The following is a 20,006-nucleotide window of genomic DNA, read 5'->3' as shown; positions in this document are numbered from 1 at the left end:
GTAGAATCCGTGGAATATTGATATTTCACAGATTCTATCTTTATTAGTGTATGGATTTTGAATTCATGCACTCCACAATAAAGGTAATTTTTATGATTAAATCAATCAAAGCATTGTTCATTGTAACAAGCATTACCGCGCTTTCTGCTTGCGGCTGGCATTTTCAAAACGGTACATTAATTCCACAAGAATTACGTACTCTTACATTTGAAAGCCCCGATCCATACAGCGAAATGTCAGTTGCGATGCGTAATCAGTTACAAGCGAATAATGTTCAACTCGTCAATTCGACTCAAGGCATTCCTGTTTTGCGCATCAATAAATTCCGCACAAATGATGAAGTTGCTTCTGTCTTTAAACGCGGACGTGAAGCTGAAAAAGTATTGATGTTAGAAGTGGAAGCAAGTATTCGTTTAGCGAATGGTGAAAGTCACCCAATCACAGCAAAAGTCAACCGCACTTTCTTTGATAACTCTCGCGCAGCATTAGCTAAATCCGCCGAACGAGAAGTAATTTGGAATGATATGCGGGAACAAGCTGCCCGTCAGCTCATTACTAAAATGGTTGCATTAGAAAAACAAGTGAAAAACAAATAATGAATCGCATCTTCCCTGAGCAACTTAATCAACATCTTTCCCAACGTTTAGCCAAAGTTTACTTTTTGGTCGGACAAGATCCATTGTTACTGAGTGAAAGTGAAGATGCCATTTATAAAACAGCCAACCAACAAGGATTCGATGAGAAAAATAGCATTCAGATTGATAGCCAAACTGACTGGGCACAACTCATAGAATCCTGTCAGTCCATGGGATTGTTTTTTAATAAACAAGTCATGGTATTAAATTTACCAGAAAACTTCACCGCACTTTTACAGAAAAATCTGCAAGAATTTATTTCGGTTCTACATGACGATATCTTGCTGATTTTACAAATTGCAAAGCTAGCAAAAGCAAATGAAAACCAAGCATGGTTTGTTGAACTAAACCAATATGAAACCAGTGCGATTCTTGTAAATTGCCAAACGCCTACAGCTGAAAATCTCCCCCGTTGGGTAAAAAATCGTACCAAAACGATGGGATTAGAAGCTGATGATGAAGCAATCCAACAACTTTGTTACAGTTATGAGAATAACCTGCTCGCACTCAAACAAGCTCTGCAACTTTTAGATTTGCTCTATCCTGACCATAAACTTAACTACAATCGTGTAATTAGCGTAGTCGAACAATCCTCAATTTTTACACCATTTCAATGGATTGATGCTTTGCTAATGGGAAAAGCAAATCGCGCTAAACGTATTTTAAAAGGTTTACAAGCTGAAGATGTGCAACCTGTTATTTTATTACGCACGCTACAGCGAGAATTATTTACGTTGCTGGAACTCACAAAACCACAGCAACATACGATGACAACGGAAAAACTTCCAACTCAACAAATTAAGGTTGAATTTGACCGTCTAAAAATCTGGCAAAATCGCCGGCCGCTCTTTTTAAGTGCGATTCAACGTTTAACCTACCAAGAGCTCTACGAAATTATTCAAGAGCTCGCCAATATCGAACGTCTTGCTAAACAAGAATTTAGCGATGAAGTGTGGATTAAACTTGCTGATTTATCTGTGAAAATTTGTTTGTAATCGCTATTGTTTTTTTTTTGCACTAAAGCGGTATAATAAAACGCCACATCGGCAATGACTTATTAATTAACTTTCGTGAGGATATCATGATGAAAAAAACACTAGCTACACTTATTTTAATGGGATTTGGTTTTTCAGCTTCTGCAGCTGATTTGTCTGCAAGTTGTAAAACTTATTTCGCTGAAATTGATTCTTTCTTAGCATCAATGCCAGCTGCGCAAGCAAATGCAATGAAAGCGCAATATGAATCAAGCAAACAACAATTTGCATCAATGCCCGTAGCGGCACAAGATAAGGCTTGTAATCAAGCGGCAGAACAACTTAAACAAATGAAAGCCGCAATGCCGAAATAATTTGAAAAAAATCAATAGATGTTATATAAACCCTAGTCTGACTAGGGTTTTATTTTATAGGACGGGGAATTTCATTCAATAACCGATGAATTAATTTTGCATTAGCGGGAGGAAACTGTCCTGCATCTAATGCACGTTGCTCAACCCAAAAACCTTCTTGCCCCTCTCGCCCAAAAGGCTCACCAATCCATTCATCTACGACATAAAAGAAAAAAGAAATAATCTTTGTTGGATATTCGAATTGGAAGCGCTCGTAAAGTTCAGCATTTAATACCACAATGCCAATTTCCTCTTCCAGTTCACGTTTTAAAGCCTGTTCTGGGGTTTCCCCCGCATCCACTTTTCCACCTGGAAATTCTAAAGATTGTGCAAAATCCTGTCCTTCTAAACGCTGCGTTAAATAGATCTGACCAAACTCATTACGAATAATACCTGCAGAAACTTGTATAATTTTTTTATCCATTTCTTCTATCCAATAGCATCTATGAAAAAAGTGCGGTGAAAAATCACCGCACTTTGGCTAATCATTAATGGCGAGCAGCACGACTACCATGACAATGCTTATATTTTTTTCCTGAACCACAAGGACAAGGCTCATTGCGTCCAATGCGACGATCTGAATAATCTTCAGAATCTGAATTTTGGATTGCCTGACCATTTTCATCCACAGGTAAATTATTTTGATTGATACGAGCAGCCATCTCCTGACGAGCACGTTCAGCTTCTTCCATTTCTTCTTGAGTACGCACACGTACACGCGTTAACGTCGTGATAACGTGGTGTTTTAAAGAATCCAACATTTCCGTAAACATACGGAAAGATTCTTTTTTATACTCTTGTTTTGGATCTTTTTGCGCATAACCGCGTAAATGAATACCTTGGCGCAAATAATCCATCGCAGCTAGGTGTTCTTTCCAAAGCTCATCTAAGGTTTGTAACATGACGCCTTTTTCAAAGTTGCGCATGGTTTCTTCACCAGCTAGCGCTTCTTTTTCTTTATATTCTTTTTCGGCGACTTCTACGATGCGTTCACGCAAGTTTTCTTCGTGAAGATTATTGTCTTCTTCCAGCCAATGAGAAATTGGTAACTCCATACCAAACTCTTGAGCTAAACGTTCTTCAAGCCCTTTAATATCCCATTGTTCTTCCAAAGATTGCGGTGGAATATATTGATCAATCACGCTATTAAATACATCGTGGCGAATTGCGTTGATAGTTTCAGAAATATCATCATTATCAAGCAAATAATTGCGTTGCTCATAAATTGCATGACGTTGGTCATTTGCAACATCATCATATTCAAGTAGGTTTTTACGGCCATCGAAATGGAAAGCCTCAACTTTTGCTTGAGCAGATGCAATCACTTTCGCCAACATTTTCGATTCCATTGCTTCACCAGGCACGGTGAACGCTTTACGCATTAAATTGAGTTTACCTTCATTTAAATAAATGCGCATTAAGCCATCTTCCAAAGAAAGATAAAAACGAGAAGAACCTGGGTCACCTTGACGACCAGAACGACCACGCAACTGGTTATCGATACGGCGAGATTCATGACGCTCTGTACCGATAATATGCAAACCACCTGCTTTCATTACAATCTCGTGGTTCTTTTCCCACTCAGCTTTAAGTGCTTCAATTTGTTCTTGAGTTGGATTTTCTAATTTAGCAGCCTGCGCTTTCCAGTTACCCCCAAGGATAATATCCGTACCGCGACCCGCCATATTCGTTGCGATAGTCACCGCACCAGGATAACCAGCTTCTGCCACGATTTCCGCTTCTTGTTGGTGGAATTTCGCATTCAACACATTGTGTTTGATGCCCGCTTTATCTAAAGCCTTAGACAATTCTTCCGATTTTTCTACTGAAATCGTACCCACTAACACTGGTTGCTGGCGTTCTACACAATCTTTGATGTCTTCAATAATTGCGTTAAATTTATACTGTTCATTTTCAAACATCACATCAGTACGATCATCACGAATCATTGGACGGTTTGTTGGAATCACAACGGTTTCCAAGCCGTAAATTTGTTGGAATTCAAACGCTTCGGTATCCGCAGTCCCCGTCATACCGGCAAGACGCTCATATAAACGGAAGTAGTTTTGGTAAGAGATTGACGCAACAGTTTGGTTTTCACTCTTAATTTCTACCCCTTCTTTTGCCTCAATGGCTTGATGTAAACCATCCGACCAACGACGCCCTGCCATTGTACGACCAGTGTGTTCATCAACAATCACGATTTCACCATCTTTCACAATGTAATCGACATCTTTTTCAAACAATGTGTGCGCACGCAAAGCAGCCATAACATGATGAAGCAATACGATTCGACCTGGAGAATACAAAGAATCTCCTTCAGGCATTAAACCTTGCGCAATCAACCAATCTTCCACTTTTTCTTGGCCACGTTCCGTTAAATGTGCCTGCTTAGATTTAAGATCTAAAGTAAAATCACCTTCACCTTGGTATTCTTCCGTATCTTCTTTTTCTTGTCTAATTAAGTTTGGAATCAGTTTATTGACTGCAATATAAAGCGCAGAACTGTCTTCCGCTTGACCAGAAATAATCAATGGCGTACGTGCTTCATCAATTAAGATGGAGTCCACCTCATCCACCAACGCATAACCCAAAGTACGTTGGAAACGCTCTTCTTTTGAGTGGGCTAAGTTGTCACGTAAGTAGTCAAAACCAAGTTCACTATTGGTTGCATAAGTAATATCTGCTGCATAAGCTGCACGTTTTTCTTCAGGCGGTAAACCAGGAATATTTACTCCTACACTCATGCCCAAAAATTCAAATAACGGACGGTTTGTTTCTGCATCTCGGCGAGCAAGATAATCATTAACCGTCACAACATGAACGCCTTTACCCTCTAGTGCGATTAAATAACAAGGCAAGGTCGCCGTTAATGTTTTCCCCTCACCAGTACGCATTTCTGCGATACAGCGGTTAGTTAATACCATCCCACCGATAAGCTGAACATCAAAATGTCTCATACCAAGCACGCGCTTACTTGCTTCACGTACCGTTGCGAATGCTTCTGGTAAAATTTGTTGCAAAGTTTCGCCCGCACCTAAACGTTGACGGAATTCATCTGTTTTTGCACGAAGTTGTTCATCTGTGAGGGATTCAAACTCAGGTTCTAATTTATTGATTTTTGCAACTTGTTTTCTTAATTTACGTAAAATACGGTCGTTACGGCTGCCAAAAATTTTCGTTAAAATGCTCATAATTTCTCTTTTTAAATATATAAGTTAAATAGTTAAATGCGTATGAAATACTTTATTTCATATACAATAATTTTTTAAAATATCGCTATTTCAATAGCAATATTCTTCACAAAAAACAGAAAAATTAAATGAGCAAGGGGCCTGCTCGAATTGGCGCACTAAGATTCAACACATCCGCTAAAAAGTGCGGTTGAATTTTAAGTTGTTTTTCAGTTTGGTGGGAAATTGAAGGTTGAGGAATGGCTTGTCGTTGCACTTCACGAGCAACTTTTACCGTTTCCAACGCTTGTTGAATGGAAACACTTGAGGAATAATTTTCCGCATTATTTTGATTTTCAAAACTTTGTGCGTTAGGCAAAGCAAAAATCGCGATGATACTTAAAAGTAATCGCGACCAAAAAGTCGGTTTGACAGTGCCTGAAATCATCATCTCGTTGTTTATTATGGAAATTACATGTATTGTAACGGAAATCTAAACTAATGTCATTTACTGGGGGCAGACTTTATGGAAAACAAGGCTGAGCGTTATCAAAAAGCAGTCAATATTATGGATGTACTTGAGCAATCGCCTTTTGCCAAAATAATGAAAAAAGGTCTTGCCATCAATGAACTTAATCAAAAATTTAACCGCATTTTTCCACAGGAATTTCACGGCAAATTTCGTATTGGTTCCGTTAACGGTAATAGTCTTTTTTTAGAAGTATCAAATGCAATAGTGCGTCAAGGAATCTTATTTCGTCAACCTGAACTTATAAAATTAATTCAAGAGGATTTTCCACAAATCATAAAATTGGATATCGTTATAAACCCTGAGCTATCAAAGATTACACCTTAAAAATCGCAATTAACTCTCTTACTTTTACTCGTTTTTCTGAGCTCTGGCTAATCGAACGTTGTACTTTCACACGTTTAAATTTAGCCCCCTTATAAATTTCTCGGGTAAATTTGGTATCGTGATTAGATATTAAAACCGGAATCTGTTTTTCTTTTTGTGTAAATTTTGCGAGTTCCGCTAAAATGCGTTGATGCTCACAACTAAACTCATTACCCGCATAGCTCGTAAAATTTGAATCCTGCAGTAAGGGAGCATAAGGCGGATCGCAGTAAATCACCGAATCTTTATCAGCTAATGCAAATGTTTGCTGAAAATCGCCACATAAAAATATTGCACTTTGTGCCTTATGTGCAAAATAACGTAACTCGTCCTCTGGGAAATAATGCGTTTTATATGCGCCAAAAGGCACGTTAAATTCATTTTTGCTGTTATAACGGCATAGCCCATTAAACCCAAAGCGATTTAAGTAGAGAAAAAGCACAGATCGTTCAAAAGGATCTGTTGAAGCATTAAATTGGCGACGTTTGTCATAGTAGTAATCAGGATCATTCGCATTAGGAGCAAAAAAAATGGTTTTACAAGCCTCAATGTAAATATCTACATTTTCTTTCACTATATTAAAAAGATTAATTAAATCAGGATTAATATCAGCCAAAATATAGCGCTCAAAATTCGAGTTTAAAAAAACGGCCCCTGCTCCGACGAACGGTTCAATAAGACATTGTTTTCTCTTAGGAAAGATATTATTAATTTCATCTGTTAAACGAAACTTCCCACCCGCCCATTTCAAAAATGGACGGTGTTTAAGTTTCGGTTTTAGGGAATGTTTTTTTGGACGTAACATCTTAGTCCATTTGGGTACAACGCTTAATAGCGTTTAACACAAGATCCTTATCAGTATCATTTGCTATATAAGCTTGACCTAGTGATTTAAGTAACACCAGACGCAACTTACCTTCTAGAACTTTTTTATCTCGCATCATATGCGGTAGATAGTCCTCCGGCTGCATCGAATCCGGTGATAAGGTGGGCAAATTAGCGCGTGCGAGTAATTTTTCTAAGCGTGAAACATCTGCTACAGAAATATCACCCAACTGCTCGGAAAGCGCGGCTGCCATCATCATTCCGGTAGATACCGCTTCACCATGGAGCCAGTTACCATAGCCGAGATGAGTTTCAATCGCATGTCCAAAGGTATGACCAAGATTAAGTAAAGCTCGATCACCTTTTTCTGTTTCATCACGAGCAACTACATCCGCTTTAATTTGACAGCAACGAGCAATACAATGTTGTAGGGATTCGTTATTTAATGCAACAAGATCATCAATATGAGCTTCAAGCCATTCAAAAAATTCGTAATCTAAAATTGCACCATATTTTATTACTTCAGCCAACCCCGCATTTACTTCACGTTTTGGTAACGTGCCAAGAGTATGCGTATCAATAATAACCATAGAGGGTTGATAAAATGCACCGATCATATTTTTCCCAAGTTCATGATTCACTGCTGTTTTTCCTCCAACAGAAGAATCCACTTGAGAAAGTAAAGTGGTTGGAATTTGAATTAATCGTACTCCTCGTTGATAACTTGCTGCGGCAAATCCTGCCACATCACCAATCACACCACCACCTAGTGCTATAATTGTTGTATCACGCCCATGATTACCTTGTAAAAGCGCAGTAAAAATTAAATTTAAGGATTCGAGCGTTTTATACTTCTCACCATCGGGTAAAAGAACATGATCGACTTCGCACCCGCGTTTTTTTAGCGCAAATGTTACCGTATCTAAGTAAAACTGTGCAACCGTGGGATTCGTCACAATCATCACGCGCTCTCCTCGCTTAACCGGATAACTGCGTTCATCTTGCAATAGTCCATTACCAATTAAAATTGGGTAACGACGCTCCTGTAATTCCACGTTTACGCACAGCATAAATTTATCCTTAGACACACTTAAAGTGCGCCATTTAATCCATTCATATTATCAATGAGATCAACAATCTGGTTTACCATTACTTTGGCATTTTGCTCATCTGTAGGTAGGGTGATGTCAGCTACTTCCTCATAAAGTGGATTACGAATTTTTGCCAACTCTTCCAATACTTGACGAGGATCTTCTGCGCCTTGCAACAGCGGACGTTTTTTGTCACGCTGAGTACGTTGAAATTGTTTTTCTACAGTAGTTTCTAAATAAATTACAATACCACGTGCAGATAAATAATTACGGCTATCTTTAGAAAGCACTGCTCCTCCACCAGTAGACAGGACAATCCCCTGCATTTGAGTGAGTTCGTTAAGAATACGTTCTTCACGTTTGCGGAAGCCCTCTTCGCCTTCCAAATCAAAAATCCAGCTAATATCTGCGCCAGCACGTTCTTCAATTACAGCATCCGAATCAACAAAATCCATATTTAACTGTTGCGCTAACTGACGACCAATCGTGCTTTTTCCTGCCCCCATTGGCCCTACTAAAAAAATATTACGTTTTTCCGCCATTGTTCTTATCTAATTTAAAGGTGAAATAAAAATCTAATCTTTCTAACAAAAAATAAACAAGCCAAAATAAACTTCAGCAGTTAAAAAGATTTTCCCGAAATGGCTTAAATTATCGCAATAAATCCCCCTATTTTTCAACCTTTTGAGGGAATTTATTTTCTTTAACGAAAAAGGAAAATAAAAGAGCGGTGAAATTTACAACGCTTCTAACTTAAATGTATGCTAAACGTTGACGCACAATTTCAAATAAACATACCCCTGTTGCGACAGATACATTTAATGATGAAACTGAACCAGCCATTGGAATGCTAATCAATTGATCGCAATGTTCACGCGTTAAACGACGCATTCCTTCGCCTTCTGCTCCCATAACAAGTGCGAGTGGCCCTGTCAGTTTGCTTTGATAAATGGTTTCAGTTGCTTCGCCAGCAGTGCCAACCACCCAAATATTATGGTTTTGTTGTAAATCGCGCAGTGTGCGAGAAAGATTGGTTACACGAATTAACGGCACGCTTTCTGCTGCGCCACAAGCAACTTTACGCGCGATAGATGTTAATTGTGCCGATTTATCTTTTGGTACGATCACAGCCACTGCGCCTGCTGCATCAGCTGTTCGTAAACATGCTCCCAAGTTGTGCGGATCCGTCACGCCATCTAAAACTAATAAAAGCGGATTTTGTTTATTTGCAAGAATTTCATCAAGATCATTTTCATTGAGTTCTTTTGCTGCTTGTACTCGAGCAATGACACCCTGATGAACTTCGCCATCGGCTTTTTTATCAAGTGTTTGTCGATTAACGAATTGCACACCAATTCCGAGGGAATAAAGTTCGTTTAAGAGTGGCTGTAGACGTTTATCTTCACGTCCTTTAAGTACGAAGACTTCAATTAAACGTTCTGGCGAATGGGTTAAAATACTATTAACAGCATGAATGCCGTAGATTTGTTCTGACATAAATTTCTCTTTTTCTTATTTGAATTTTTAATTCATTCTTAAAATAGGGAGTGAATTATTTGCGTTTTCTAGATGTTTTCTTAGAAACTTCTTTCTTTTTTACCGCACTTTTTCGTTTTTTGGAGGCTTTAGACGGTAGTTCTTTAAAGACTTTCTTAGCTTTTTCTTTCGCGGTTTTTCCAGCACGACGAGGTTTGCGTTCACTCCCCATCAGCGAGAAATCGACCATTTTATTTTCTAAATGTACCGCTTCAACTTTGATGCGAACTTTATCGCCTAAGCGATATTGCATTCCGCTATTTTCGCCGATTAAACGCTGTTTTGTTGCATCGAATTGGTAATAATCGTTTTCTAAAGTAGAAATATGGACTAAACCATCGATGAATAAATCATCTAAGCGTACAAATAAACCAAATCCAGTCACAGATGAAATAACACCGCTAAATTCCCCCCCGACATGATCTTGCATATATTCACATTTCAGCCAATCAGCCACTTCACGCGTTGCTTCGTCAGCACGGCGTTCGGTCATTGAACAGTGATTTCCAAGTAAATCCATTTCATCAAAAGAGTAATGATAACCGCCAGTATCAGTTGTTTTACGTTTTGCGCCTTGTTCTTTAGCGAGTAAATACTTGATGCCTCGATGAAGTGTTAAGTCTGGATAACGGCGAATTGGCGAAGTAAAATGAGCATATTCTTCCAAAGCCAAACCAAAGTGCCCAATATTATCAGCATGATAGACTGCTTGACTTAAAGAACGTAGCAACATTATTTGAATAAGTTCATGATCTGGTCGTTCTTTAACTTTTTCTAAGAGTGCAGCGTAGTCTTTTGTAGTTGGTTTTAAGCCACCTTCTAAAGTTAAACCAAACTCACTTAAGAAAGTGCGGAAAGATGTTAATTTTTCTTCGCTCGGGGTGGCATGAATACGATATAACGCAGGCTCTTTATGTTTTTCCATAAAATTGGCTGCTGCGATATTCGCAAGAATCATACATTCCTCAATGATTTTGTGGGCATCGTTACGAACAACAGGTTCAATGCGCTCAATTCTTCCCATTGCATTGAAAATAAACTTAGTTTCAATGGTTTCAAAATCGATCGCACCACGTTGATGACGCGCACCAAGCAAAGCTTGATAGAGTTTATAAAGATCTTCTAAATGAGGTACAAGCGAAGAATAACGAGTGCGTAATTCTTCATCGCCTTCAAGCATTTTTGCTACTTTGGTATAAGTTAGGCGGGCGTGAGAATTCATCACCGCTTCATAAAAACGATAATCTGTGAGCTTACCTTTGGCAGAAATTTGCATCTCACACACCATACACAAACGATCCACTTGTGGGTTAAGAGAGCATAAGCCGTTTGATAAAATTTCAGGTAGCATTGGTACAACTCGGTTCGGAAAATAGACCGAGTTACCACGATTATGCGCTTCTACATCCAAAGTGGAACGTAAACGTACGTAATAACTAACATCCGCAATCGCTACCCAAAGTTTCCAGCCCTTGCCGTGTTTTTCACAATAAACAGCATCGTCAAAATCGCGAGCATCTTCACCATCAATGGTCACAAGCGGTAAATTGCGTAAATCCACACGGCCTTTTTTTGCTTCTTCAGGCACTTCTTCAGTAAATTTTTTTACGTATTTTTCCACCGCACTTGGAAACTTATGGGGAATATCGTGGTTACGCAAGGCGATTTCTACTTCCATTCCTTTCGCCATATTATCGCCTAGGATCTCAGTGATTACGCCAATTGGTTGGTTAAAACTGGCAGAACGTTCTTGTAATTCGACAACGACAACTTGTCCCATACGTGCGCCATTACGATGTTCATTTGGCACGAGAATATCTCGGCCAATTCTGCTGTCATCAGGCACCACATAGCTAAAACCGTTTTCTAAGAAAAAGCGGCCCACAATTTGTTTTTTACGACTTTCTAATACGCGCACAATTCGCACTTCACGGCGACCACGACGATCTAATCCAGCAGGTTGCGCTAAGACAAAATCTCCATGCATGACTTTTTGCATTTGATGGTTCGGAATGAATAAATCATCCTTTTTGCCATCGACCTGTAAAAAACCGAAACCTTCGCGATGACCAACTACCGTACCTTTAAATAAATCTAATTTTTCTGGTAAGGCATAGTGTTTACGTTTGGTGAACACTAATTGGCCGTCATTTTCCATCGCGCGTAACCGGCGACGCATCGCATCTATTTGATCTTCATTTTGAATGGAAAGTGCGGTCAAAATTTCATCCCGATTCATCGGCGCATTATTGTCTCGTATGACGCTTAAAATAAATTCACGGCTCGGGATTGGATTGCCGTATTTTTCCAATTCTCGTTTGTAATGAGGATCTTGGTTGATTAAGTTTTTACGTTTTTTGGTCATTATTTTTTACAGTTTTAAAAAGTGCGGAGAGTTTGACACTGTAAGGGGGATAATGCAAGGAAAAGAAAATCTGCACTCATGATGAGTGCAGATAGAAAGTGAATTAAGCGGATTTTTTGGTAAAGCCAATATAAGCGCAGAATATAAATCCAAGAACTAAAGCGTAAGGCGTGAATTCACCAATGCCAGAGCCTGAAGCTGCAAGGTTTAAACGGTGGGCTGCAGCTGCACCTAAAAGCATACCAAGCACAAAAATAGCGGAGTCATTATCGCCTTCACCAAGATGAACTAAATGTTTGCCTGGGCAACCACCGCCAAGGGCGAAGCATAAGCCGCAAAGTGCCATGCCGAGGAAGTTCCAAAGATATTGATTATGTGCACCAGGTTGTTGTTCAAAACCTAAATGGAATTGACCAAGTAAAGCATTGGTAATAGCAGCAAATACCACTAAAGCGATGACACCGTTCAATAACGAAGAATCACGGAATAGAATAAAATTACGGAATGCGCCAATTGAGCAGAAACGTGATTTTTGCATTAATACGCCTATGATTAGCCCGCCTGCTAAAGATAATGCCCAAAATGCATGTTGTGCGCCGGGGCCTTTTTGTGAGAAATAAAGGGGTAAGCCTTCGCCAAAACTAAATTGTGTGATAACGCCAATAAGTAATAAACCTGCGATAATGACAGAAATCCAGCCTGTAACGGGGGCTTGTTCTTTTGCTTTGCCGAGCGAAAATCCTCGATTGCTAAAGAAAATTCCACCTAGTACACCGACAAATAAACCAACTATACCTGCAATAGCAGATAAATCGCCACCTCCTAGACGCAAATATGCACGCCATGGACAACCTAAGAATGTTAGGGCACCAATCATGGCAAATGCCCCTAAAATTAAGCGAATGAATGGCGATGAGCCACCACGAGCACGGAATTCTTTTGCAAATAACGCACTCACTAATGCACCGAATATTAATCCGATGAGTTCTGGGCGAATATATTGAAGTGGGGCAGCTTGATGTAAGCCAATGGAGCCAGCTGTATCGCGTAAGAAACAGGCTGCGCAGAATCCCATGTTGCCGGGATTTCCGCTATAAGTAAGTAGTGGAGCGATGATACCAAGTGCAGCACCTGCAACCACAGGCCATTTTGATCCTTTCATAATGAAACCCTTGTGATATCTAAAGTTAAACTAAATTGTGTACTCTCGAATACTCGAAAAGCACGTTCATTTTAGTCTAAGAAGTTAAATGGTAAAGAATGATTTGATGAAAAGATGAGATAAATCAAAAATTTGCTACGAAAAAAAGTGCGGTAAAATTTTTATTGATTGTCGTAATGAAAATAAAAGATCTATACTAACTACATTCATTTTTTACTCGGAAAATACTATGACAGAACGTTCAGCCAACATCATCACCCACGATCCTTTTGGTAGCTTGCTTGGATATGCACCTGGTGGCGTGGCAATTTATTCTTCAGATTACAATACTGCAGATGATAAAGAGTTCCCGAATGATGCCGCATTTCGGAGTTATCTAGGACGAGAATATATGGGCTATAAATGGCAGTGTGTGGAATTTGCACGTCGTTATTTATATCTCAATCATGGCGTTGTGTTTGCCGATGTTGGTATGGCGTACGAGATCTTTTCTTTACGTTTTTTACGCCAAGTGGTGAACGATGCCTTGTTGCCCTTGCAGGCATTTGCTAATGGTTGTAAACGTAAACCTCTAGCAGGCTCCTTATTAATTTGGCAAGAAGGGGGCGAATTTAAACACACGGGGCATGTGGCAATTATCACCGAGGTGTTGCCTGATCGCATTCGAATCGCCGAGCAAAATGTAATTCATTCTCGCTTGCCAAGTGGTCAGCAATGGACGCGTGAATTGCCGATGATTGTTTCAGAACAAGGCTATTTTCTACAAGATACTTTCGATGATACAACAATTCTTGGCTGGATGATTCAAACAAATGATACTGAATTTTCAGAGCCTCAACCTTTCCCAAAATCCACCGCACTTCAGTTACAAGCTCATCATGTTAACAATCACAGACAATTTAGTGGGAAATGGTTAAATGAAAATGAACCATTTGATATGGCCTATATCAAGGCGATGGGTGGGCATAAAGTGAGCCATTCTGATCAATATCGCTATTTTGCTATGTCTGAAAGTGCTCAACAGGAATTAATTCACGCCACTAACGAACTGCATTTAATGTATTTGCATGCGACAGACAAAGTACTCAAAGATGATAATCTGTTGCAGTATTTCAATATTCCGAAGCTCCTTTGGCCACGCTTAAGACTTTCTTGGCAAAATCGCCGTTATCAGACGATTACTGGTCGTCTAGATTTCTGTATGAGTGAACGAGGTTTGAAAGTCTATGAATATAATGCAGACTCAGCCTCTTGCCATGCTGAGGCAGGCGATATTATGAATCGTTGGGCAAAACAAGCTGGTGGCGTATTAGGTGAAAATCCATCCGATGGTTTACGTAATGCGTTAGCTGATTGTTGGCAACATAGTCAAGCCTCAAAATTAGTTCATATTTTGCAAGATCACGATGATGAAGAAGATTACCACGCCATGTTTATGCAACAAGCATTGGTACAAGCTGGGTTCCAAGCCAAAATTATTCATGGCACAGAAGGATTGCATTGGGATAATCATGGTCGCCTGATTGATGATGAAAATAACCAAGTTCAAACTGTTTGGAAAACCTGGGCGTGGGAAACCATGCTGGAACAACTTCGTGAAGATGCAACAGGAATGGAAGTCGCACCACCTATTCGCACTGGTTATCCTGAAGATAAAGTGCGGTTAATTGATGTACTACTTCGTCCAGAAGTGTTGGTTTATGAACCGCTTTGGACGGCAATTCCAAGTAATAAGGCGATTTTGCCTGTGCTTTGGTCTTTATTTCCTAACCATCGTTATTTGTTAGAGGCAAGTTTTCATCTCACGCCAAACTTAATTCAAAACGGCTATGCACAAAAACCAATTGCAGGTCGCCGAGGCGATAACGTTAAATTGATTGGTGAAAATAATTCCATGCTAGACACAACCGATGGACAGTTTGGTCAGCAAGATAGTATTTATCAACAGCTTTGGTGCTTACCACAAGTGGAAGATCAATATTTGCAAATCTGTACTTTTACCGTGGGAGGGCATTATGGTGGCACTTGCCTACGTTCTGATTCAGGTCGTGTCATCATGGGAAATAGTGATATGCAGCCTTTGAGGGTGTTGAAGGATAAGCAGTTCTTTGAACAGTAAAAATATGATTTAATGATTTAATTATTTAATAAAAGAGCAATTGAATCATTTTACATGAGTGAATTAAAATTATTTGTATGCATTATTGCTTCAAATTTATTATTATCTGTGCATAATTAAAAAACTTTCAGGTTTTCACTATACCTTACTCAATTTTATTTTCTCTAAAGCATTAGCACAAAGGTCTCCTTGTTTTATTTTATTAAGGAAACTTTATGCATCGAATTTATTTTTTTCGTCCAACGCTATTAGCATTAAGTCTTGCTTTAGCAGGTTCAAGTATTCAAGCATCTATGGTTCGCAATGATGTGGACTATCAATATTTCCGTGATTTTGCCGAAAATAAAGGTGTATTTTCGGTGGGGGCGAAGGATATTCCAATTTTTAATAAACAGGGTCAGCAAGTTTCAACTATGTTGCCCCATTGGGCTATGCCTGATTTACACGTAGCAAGTCGGGTAAGCGGCGTTGCGACCTTATTTAATCCTCAATACATTGCTAGCGTAAAGCATAACTTAGGTTATGGCTCAGTACAATTTGGTGAAAATAGCAACAACACTGATAATCATCACTTTAATTATCTTATTACAGAACGTAATAACCACCCTACCCTTGATTTTCATGCACCACGTTTACATAAATTAGTCACCGAAGTTGCGCCAATTTCGTTAAATAATATTGCTTTTGATAATGTTAGAAGGACTGGACCATATAATAATGCATTCTTAAATAAGAATCGTTACCCATATTTTGTGCGAGTCGGCTCTGGTACTCAATATTTACGCAGTAAGGACGGAAAAGTAAAAACGTCATTAACATCTGCGTATAACTATCTTACAGGCGGTACACCACTTAAACCTAATAGCTCAATGGATAATTGGGTGCTATTTAACGGTGATCTTTATGATACGTTAGGAACCTATGGCTTGCCAGGCGATAGTGGTTCTGCGCTTTTAGCCTATGATGCTAAAGAACAACGTTGGGTATTAGTAGGAGTATTATCAACTTATGCAGGTTATGATAGTTCAAATAATATCTATACAATTATTCAGCCCGATACCATTGAAAAAGCATTCAAGGATGATGAAATAACCGTCCAGCTAAATGCCAAAAGAATAACTTGGGATAATAAGAATAATGGAATAAGTATTTTACAAGTTGGTAATCAGAATATTACCTTACCAGTTGCTGACTTGACTAAGAAATCTCAGGATAATAATCAATTTCGCCCTTCATTAGAAAACGGTAAGACAATTCATTTTCAAGGAGGAGACGGCTCAACATTGATATTGAAAAACAATATTAATCAGGGTGCGGGGGCGTTACATTTTAATCAGAATATAACCGTTCAAGTTGATAACAATGATTATACTTGGCTTGGTTCAGGCATTGTGGTGAATGGCGATAAAACTGTTCATTGGCGCGTAAAAAATCCTATTAATGACCGTCTGTCAAAATTGGGAACAGGTACGCTATATATTGATGGTCAAGGTAAAAACCTAGGCGATATTAGTGTGGGTGATGGTACAGTTGTTCTTGATCAAAAAATGCTGAATGGACAGCAACAGGCCTTTAATCAAGTAGGAATTACCAGTGGCCGGGCAACTGTTATACTGGCAAATAACAAACAGGTTAATCCAGATAACATTTATTTTGGCTTCCGAGGAGGACGTTTAGATATAAATGGCAATAATCTAACTTTCCATCGAATTCAAAATGCAGATGAGGGTGCAAAGATTGTTAATAATAACCGCACTCAATCTGCCGACATTCACATTATTGGTCGAGATGCTCTTACTGAACAAAATATTGAATGGGTAAAATGGGGGCAAGAACCAACATCATCATTAGCTATTTATGAATACAAAAATAATTATAGAAATAACCGATTAGATTATTTCCGCCTAAAAGAAGGAAAAAATCCACGTGCTTATTTTCCTTGGGATATGGAAACAACAAATGACTGGGAATTTTTAGGTAACGACAGACAACAAGTTATAAAGAATGCACTTGCTCAAGAAAATGCAAAAAAACATTTAGATACCTTTAGTGGTTTCCTTGGTGAGTATGATTCTCAGCGTTATAACGGTGCATTAACGTTTAATTACAACCCGAATTATCACAATAGTGTGCTTGTTTTGAATGGAGGTACTAACTTAAATGGCAATTTAAACATATCTGCGGGTCATTTAGTGCTTTCTGGCATCCCAACTCCGCATGCTTACGATCATTTAAACCAAAAAGAAGTCATAGATGAAAATAGTTGGATTAATCGTCAATTCAAGGCTCATGAATTTAATGTTTCAGGTAATGGCAAATTAGAAAGTAGTCGTAATGTGAGCTTGTTAGAAGGGAATATTAATGCTCGTCATCAAGCTCAAATCCAACTCGGTTTTACTCAGAATAAATCCAATGAGTGTATCCGTGCCTCATATACAGGAATAACGAGTTGTACTGAAAATAAAATACTAAGTCAGGCAGCCTTTGATAGTGTTCCTGTAACAGTAGTAAGTGGTAATATCGATTTAAAAGAAACGAGTCAATTTAATCTAGGTAAAGCGCATTTAGTGGGGCGTGTAAATGCAACACCGATGACTCAAATTCGTTTACAACCCTATAGCCAATGGATGCTAACAGGTAATAGTTCGGTGGGAAATCTCGAATTTTCGCCCAATAGTCAAGTTACATTAAATACGGGCTATGATGAGCTAAATAAGGATTATCGTAGTTGGGTACAATTTAATGAATTGACAATAAATGGAAAATTGACGGGTAATGGGCATTTTCGTTTTTTAACTAATATTGCTGAACGTCGTGGCGATCATATTACAGTAAATGGACTAGCATCAGGAGCATATCTTCTTTCTGTGAAAAATACGGGGAGAGAACCCAATGAGGTAAACCCATTAAGTTTAGTTAAATTAAATCATCCTGAACAAGCTATTGGGGATGCGCAATTTTCTCTTGAAAATGGCTATGTCGATTTAGGGGCTTATCGTTATATTTTAACAAATCGTAGCAATGATTATCGATTATATAACCCGTTACGTGATGCAGAATTACATTCTCGGGATAACAACCAATTAATATTAAATAGTCAGCGTGAATTTGAATCGGTTCAGAATAAACTAAATAGCAAAAGACTAGAGCTTGCTAATTTAACTCGTGAATATAGTCACGCACAAAAACAAAAAACAGAAGATGATGCTCAGATTGAGCGTTTGTTAGCTGATATTCGCCAAACTAATAATCAAATTGATAATGTTTTTTATGAATATAATCGTACTTGGCGTATTCGCTTTATTAAACGTCGTAACTTATATAACCAATTTACTCAATATAAAGCACGTTTGGAAAATCAACGTAATGAGTATCGAGGCTTAAGAGCTCAGGTAGAAAAGAGTGAAAATCAAGCTCAAAAATTACTGCAAATGCTAACTGGTATGAGAAATACTGTGAATACGCTTTCGACTCAATACGATAAGTTACAAGCAGAATTTAATCGTTTAAAAAATGATTCACAAATGAATAAGGCAAGTTATGCACAGTGGCTCTGTGAAGTTCAAGGGCTTTCTTCTGATATTTGTCGTAAAGTTGCAAAAGTGGCAGATGAAAGTAACATTACTGCCTTTGAAGCGGAAATTGATGCAAACATTACACGTGTTGAATCAGCTCAACAAACTTTAATTAACGCTCAAACCTCTGGCAATCGAAGTGCGGTTAATTCTGCGCAAGTTTCCTTGAATGAGGCGGTATTAGCATTACTGAATAGTCTTGAAAAGGCTTATCAAACTGAGAAGGAAATTCAGCAATTTTTAAGTTCTCAATCTTCGACTGTTGCTCTGCCAGTGCAAGCTCAACTGATTAGTCGTTATTCCAATACGGCTTTATCAGAACTATCTGCAAATATCAATTCAGCATTGCAAATTGGACGAAATTTAGATCGTCATTTATTAAGCCAAGATAAATCAAATGTTTGGGTGAATACTGAAGCAAGTCAGAGAACTTATCGCTCTGACTATAATCGTTCATATAAGCAAAATTTAACTTTAACTCAAATCGGTGTAGCACAGGCATTAAATTCGACCATACAAATTGGTGCGGTGCTTTCTCATTCTCGTGCAAATAATGAGTTTGATGAAAATGTATCAGGTACAAGCCGACTAACTACCATAAATAGTTTTGTTAAAGGTGAGTGGAATAATGGTGTCTTTGCAAGTTTTGACTTAGGTTATGGGCACAGTCGTAACAATGTAAAATTTGATGAAGAAAACAAAACGTTCCACCGTAATATTTTTAGTGCAGGTGGAAATATTGGGGCTTCTTTGGACTGGGGAATTCACGTCACACCTTCAATTGGTATACGCTACTACAGTCTATCTAGCACAAACTACCAATTAGACGGTGCAAATATCAACAGTAAAACGTTACATTTAACTACTTACCGTGCTGGTGTAATGTTAGATAAAACGTTTGATATAAATGGTGTAAAATTCACCCCAAGTTTCTCAAGCAATTACTATGATACCACTCAACGAAAACTTGCCATTGAGAGAGTATTAAGCGTCAATGATGTCGCATTAAAACAACAATTTGGACGTTATTTTACTCATGAACTTGGTTTTAATGCGCAGATGAAACAGTGGAATATAAGCACGAATATTGGAATGCTTAAGGGCTCTGATGTTGCACCACAGAAATTTGCTTCATTAAAGGTCGGTTTTACTTGGTAGCATTATCTAGTAAGTAAATAAAAAAAGTACGGCTATATTTGATCTGCCCCCCAAAAGTTGGACTAACCAAACCAACAATTGAGGT

At 38.6% G+C, this 20,006-nt stretch carries 15 protein-coding genes; 6 read left to right on the top strand and 9 right to left on the bottom strand.

What is annotated here, in order from left to right; all coding sequences use genetic code 11:
• Nucleotides 1-92: 92 nt before the first annotated feature.
• The 3 genes from FE813_RS04915 (at nt 93) to FE813_RS04905 (ending at nt 1,983) form a co-directional block, all read left to right on the top strand.
• On the top strand, nt 93-596 hold the full coding sequence (locus FE813_RS04915; RefSeq protein WP_139989696.1) for an LPS-assembly lipoprotein LptE: 504 nt from the start codon (nt 93-95) through the stop codon (nt 594-596).
• Nucleotides 596-1,630 (top strand): DNA polymerase III subunit delta, encoded by a 1,035-nt coding sequence (holA, locus tag FE813_RS04910; RefSeq protein ID WP_139989694.1) that lies wholly within the window; start codon nt 596-598, stop codon nt 1,628-1,630. Before FE813_RS04915 ends, holA begins: the two co-directional genes overlap by 1 nt.
• A gap of 89 nt (nt 1,631-1,719) precedes the next feature.
• Nucleotides 1,720-1,983, top strand: coding sequence for a DUF5339 domain-containing protein (locus FE813_RS04905; RefSeq protein WP_223893686.1), 264 nt, complete (start codon nt 1,720-1,722; stop codon nt 1,981-1,983).
• Between the two features lie 49 nt (nt 1,984-2,032).
• Here FE813_RS04905 and mutT read toward each other — a convergent pair whose 3' ends face one another.
• From mutT to secM, 3 genes are all read right to left on the bottom strand, one after another.
• The gene (mutT, locus tag FE813_RS04900; RefSeq protein ID WP_139989690.1) at nt 2,033-2,446 is read right to left on the bottom strand and encodes an 8-oxo-dGTP diphosphatase MutT; all 414 of its coding nucleotides are present in this window, start codon (nt 2,444-2,446) and stop codon (nt 2,033-2,035) included.
• Nucleotides 2,447-2,510: 64 nt separating this feature from the next.
• Nucleotides 2,511-5,216 carry a preprotein translocase subunit SecA gene (gene secA, locus FE813_RS04895; RefSeq protein WP_139989688.1) on the bottom strand — a complete coding sequence of 902 codons (2,706 nt, stop codon included), beginning with the start codon at nt 5,214-5,216 and terminating at the stop codon, nt 2,511-2,513.
• Between the two features lie 124 nt (nt 5,217-5,340).
• The gene (secM, locus tag FE813_RS04890; RefSeq protein WP_139989901.1) at nt 5,341-5,643 is read right to left on the bottom strand and encodes a secA translation cis-regulator SecM; all 303 of its coding nucleotides are present in this window, start codon (nt 5,641-5,643) and stop codon (nt 5,341-5,343) included.
• 78 nt (nt 5,644-5,721) lie between these two features.
• Here secM and FE813_RS04885 point away from each other — a divergent pair, with 78 nt between their 5' ends.
• On the top strand, nt 5,722-6,051 hold the full coding sequence (locus FE813_RS04885) for a DciA family protein (RefSeq protein WP_139989687.1): 330 nt from the start codon (nt 5,722-5,724) through the stop codon (nt 6,049-6,051).
• Here the strand turns inward: FE813_RS04885 and FE813_RS04880 are convergent.
• The 6 genes from FE813_RS04880 to yedE form a co-directional block, all read right to left on the bottom strand.
• A complete protein-coding gene (locus FE813_RS04880) occupies nt 6,041-6,895 on the bottom strand; it encodes a Dam family site-specific DNA-(adenine-N6)-methyltransferase (RefSeq protein WP_139989685.1) in 855 nt (284 codons plus the stop codon). The genes FE813_RS04885 and FE813_RS04880 overlap by 11 nt on opposite strands.
• 1 nt (nt 6,896) lies before the next feature.
• Nucleotides 6,897-7,985 carry a 3-dehydroquinate synthase gene (gene aroB, locus FE813_RS04875; protein WP_139989684.1) on the bottom strand — a complete coding sequence of 363 codons (1,089 nt, stop codon included), beginning with the start codon at nt 7,983-7,985 and terminating at the stop codon, nt 6,897-6,899.
• Nucleotides 7,986-8,005: 20 nt separating this feature from the next.
• On the bottom strand, nt 8,006-8,548 hold the full coding sequence (aroK, locus tag FE813_RS04870) for a shikimate kinase AroK (protein ID WP_139989682.1): 543 nt from the start codon (nt 8,546-8,548) through the stop codon (nt 8,006-8,008).
• A gap of 211 nt (nt 8,549-8,759) precedes the next feature.
• Complete coding sequence (gene rlmB / locus FE813_RS04865) at nt 8,760-9,503, bottom strand: 23S rRNA (guanosine(2251)-2'-O)-methyltransferase RlmB (protein WP_139989680.1); 744 nt, start codon at nt 9,501-9,503, stop codon at nt 8,760-8,762.
• A gap of 55 nt (nt 9,504-9,558) precedes the next feature.
• A complete protein-coding gene (gene rnr / locus FE813_RS04860) occupies nt 9,559-11,907 on the bottom strand; it encodes a ribonuclease R (protein ID WP_139989678.1) in 2,349 nt (782 codons plus the stop codon).
• Nucleotides 11,908-12,010: 103 nt separating this feature from the next.
• A complete protein-coding gene (gene yedE / locus FE813_RS04855) occupies nt 12,011-13,069 on the bottom strand; it encodes a YedE family putative selenium transporter (RefSeq protein WP_065250037.1) in 1,059 nt (352 codons plus the stop codon).
• Nucleotides 13,070-13,298: 229 nt separating this feature from the next.
• On the opposite strand from yedE, the gene gss reads away from it, so the two are divergent.
• Together gss and FE813_RS04845 are read left to right on the top strand one after the other, a co-directional pair.
• Nucleotides 13,299-15,188: a bifunctional glutathionylspermidine amidase/synthase gene (gss, locus tag FE813_RS04850; protein WP_139989677.1), complete on the top strand. Its 1,890-nt coding sequence runs from the start codon at nt 13,299-13,301 to the stop codon at nt 15,186-15,188.
• A 215-nt stretch (nt 15,189-15,403) separates the two neighbouring features.
• Nucleotides 15,404-19,921: a S6 family peptidase gene (locus FE813_RS04845; protein WP_139989675.1), complete on the top strand. Its 4,518-nt coding sequence runs from the start codon at nt 15,404-15,406 to the stop codon at nt 19,919-19,921.
• Nucleotides 19,922-20,006 lie beyond the last annotated feature (85 nt).

It is taken from the genome of Haemophilus seminalis, assembly GCF_006384255.1.
GTDB lineage: Bacteria > Pseudomonadota > Gammaproteobacteria > Enterobacterales > Pasteurellaceae > Haemophilus > Haemophilus seminalis.
This window is presented reverse-complemented; position numbering and strand designations above follow the sequence as displayed.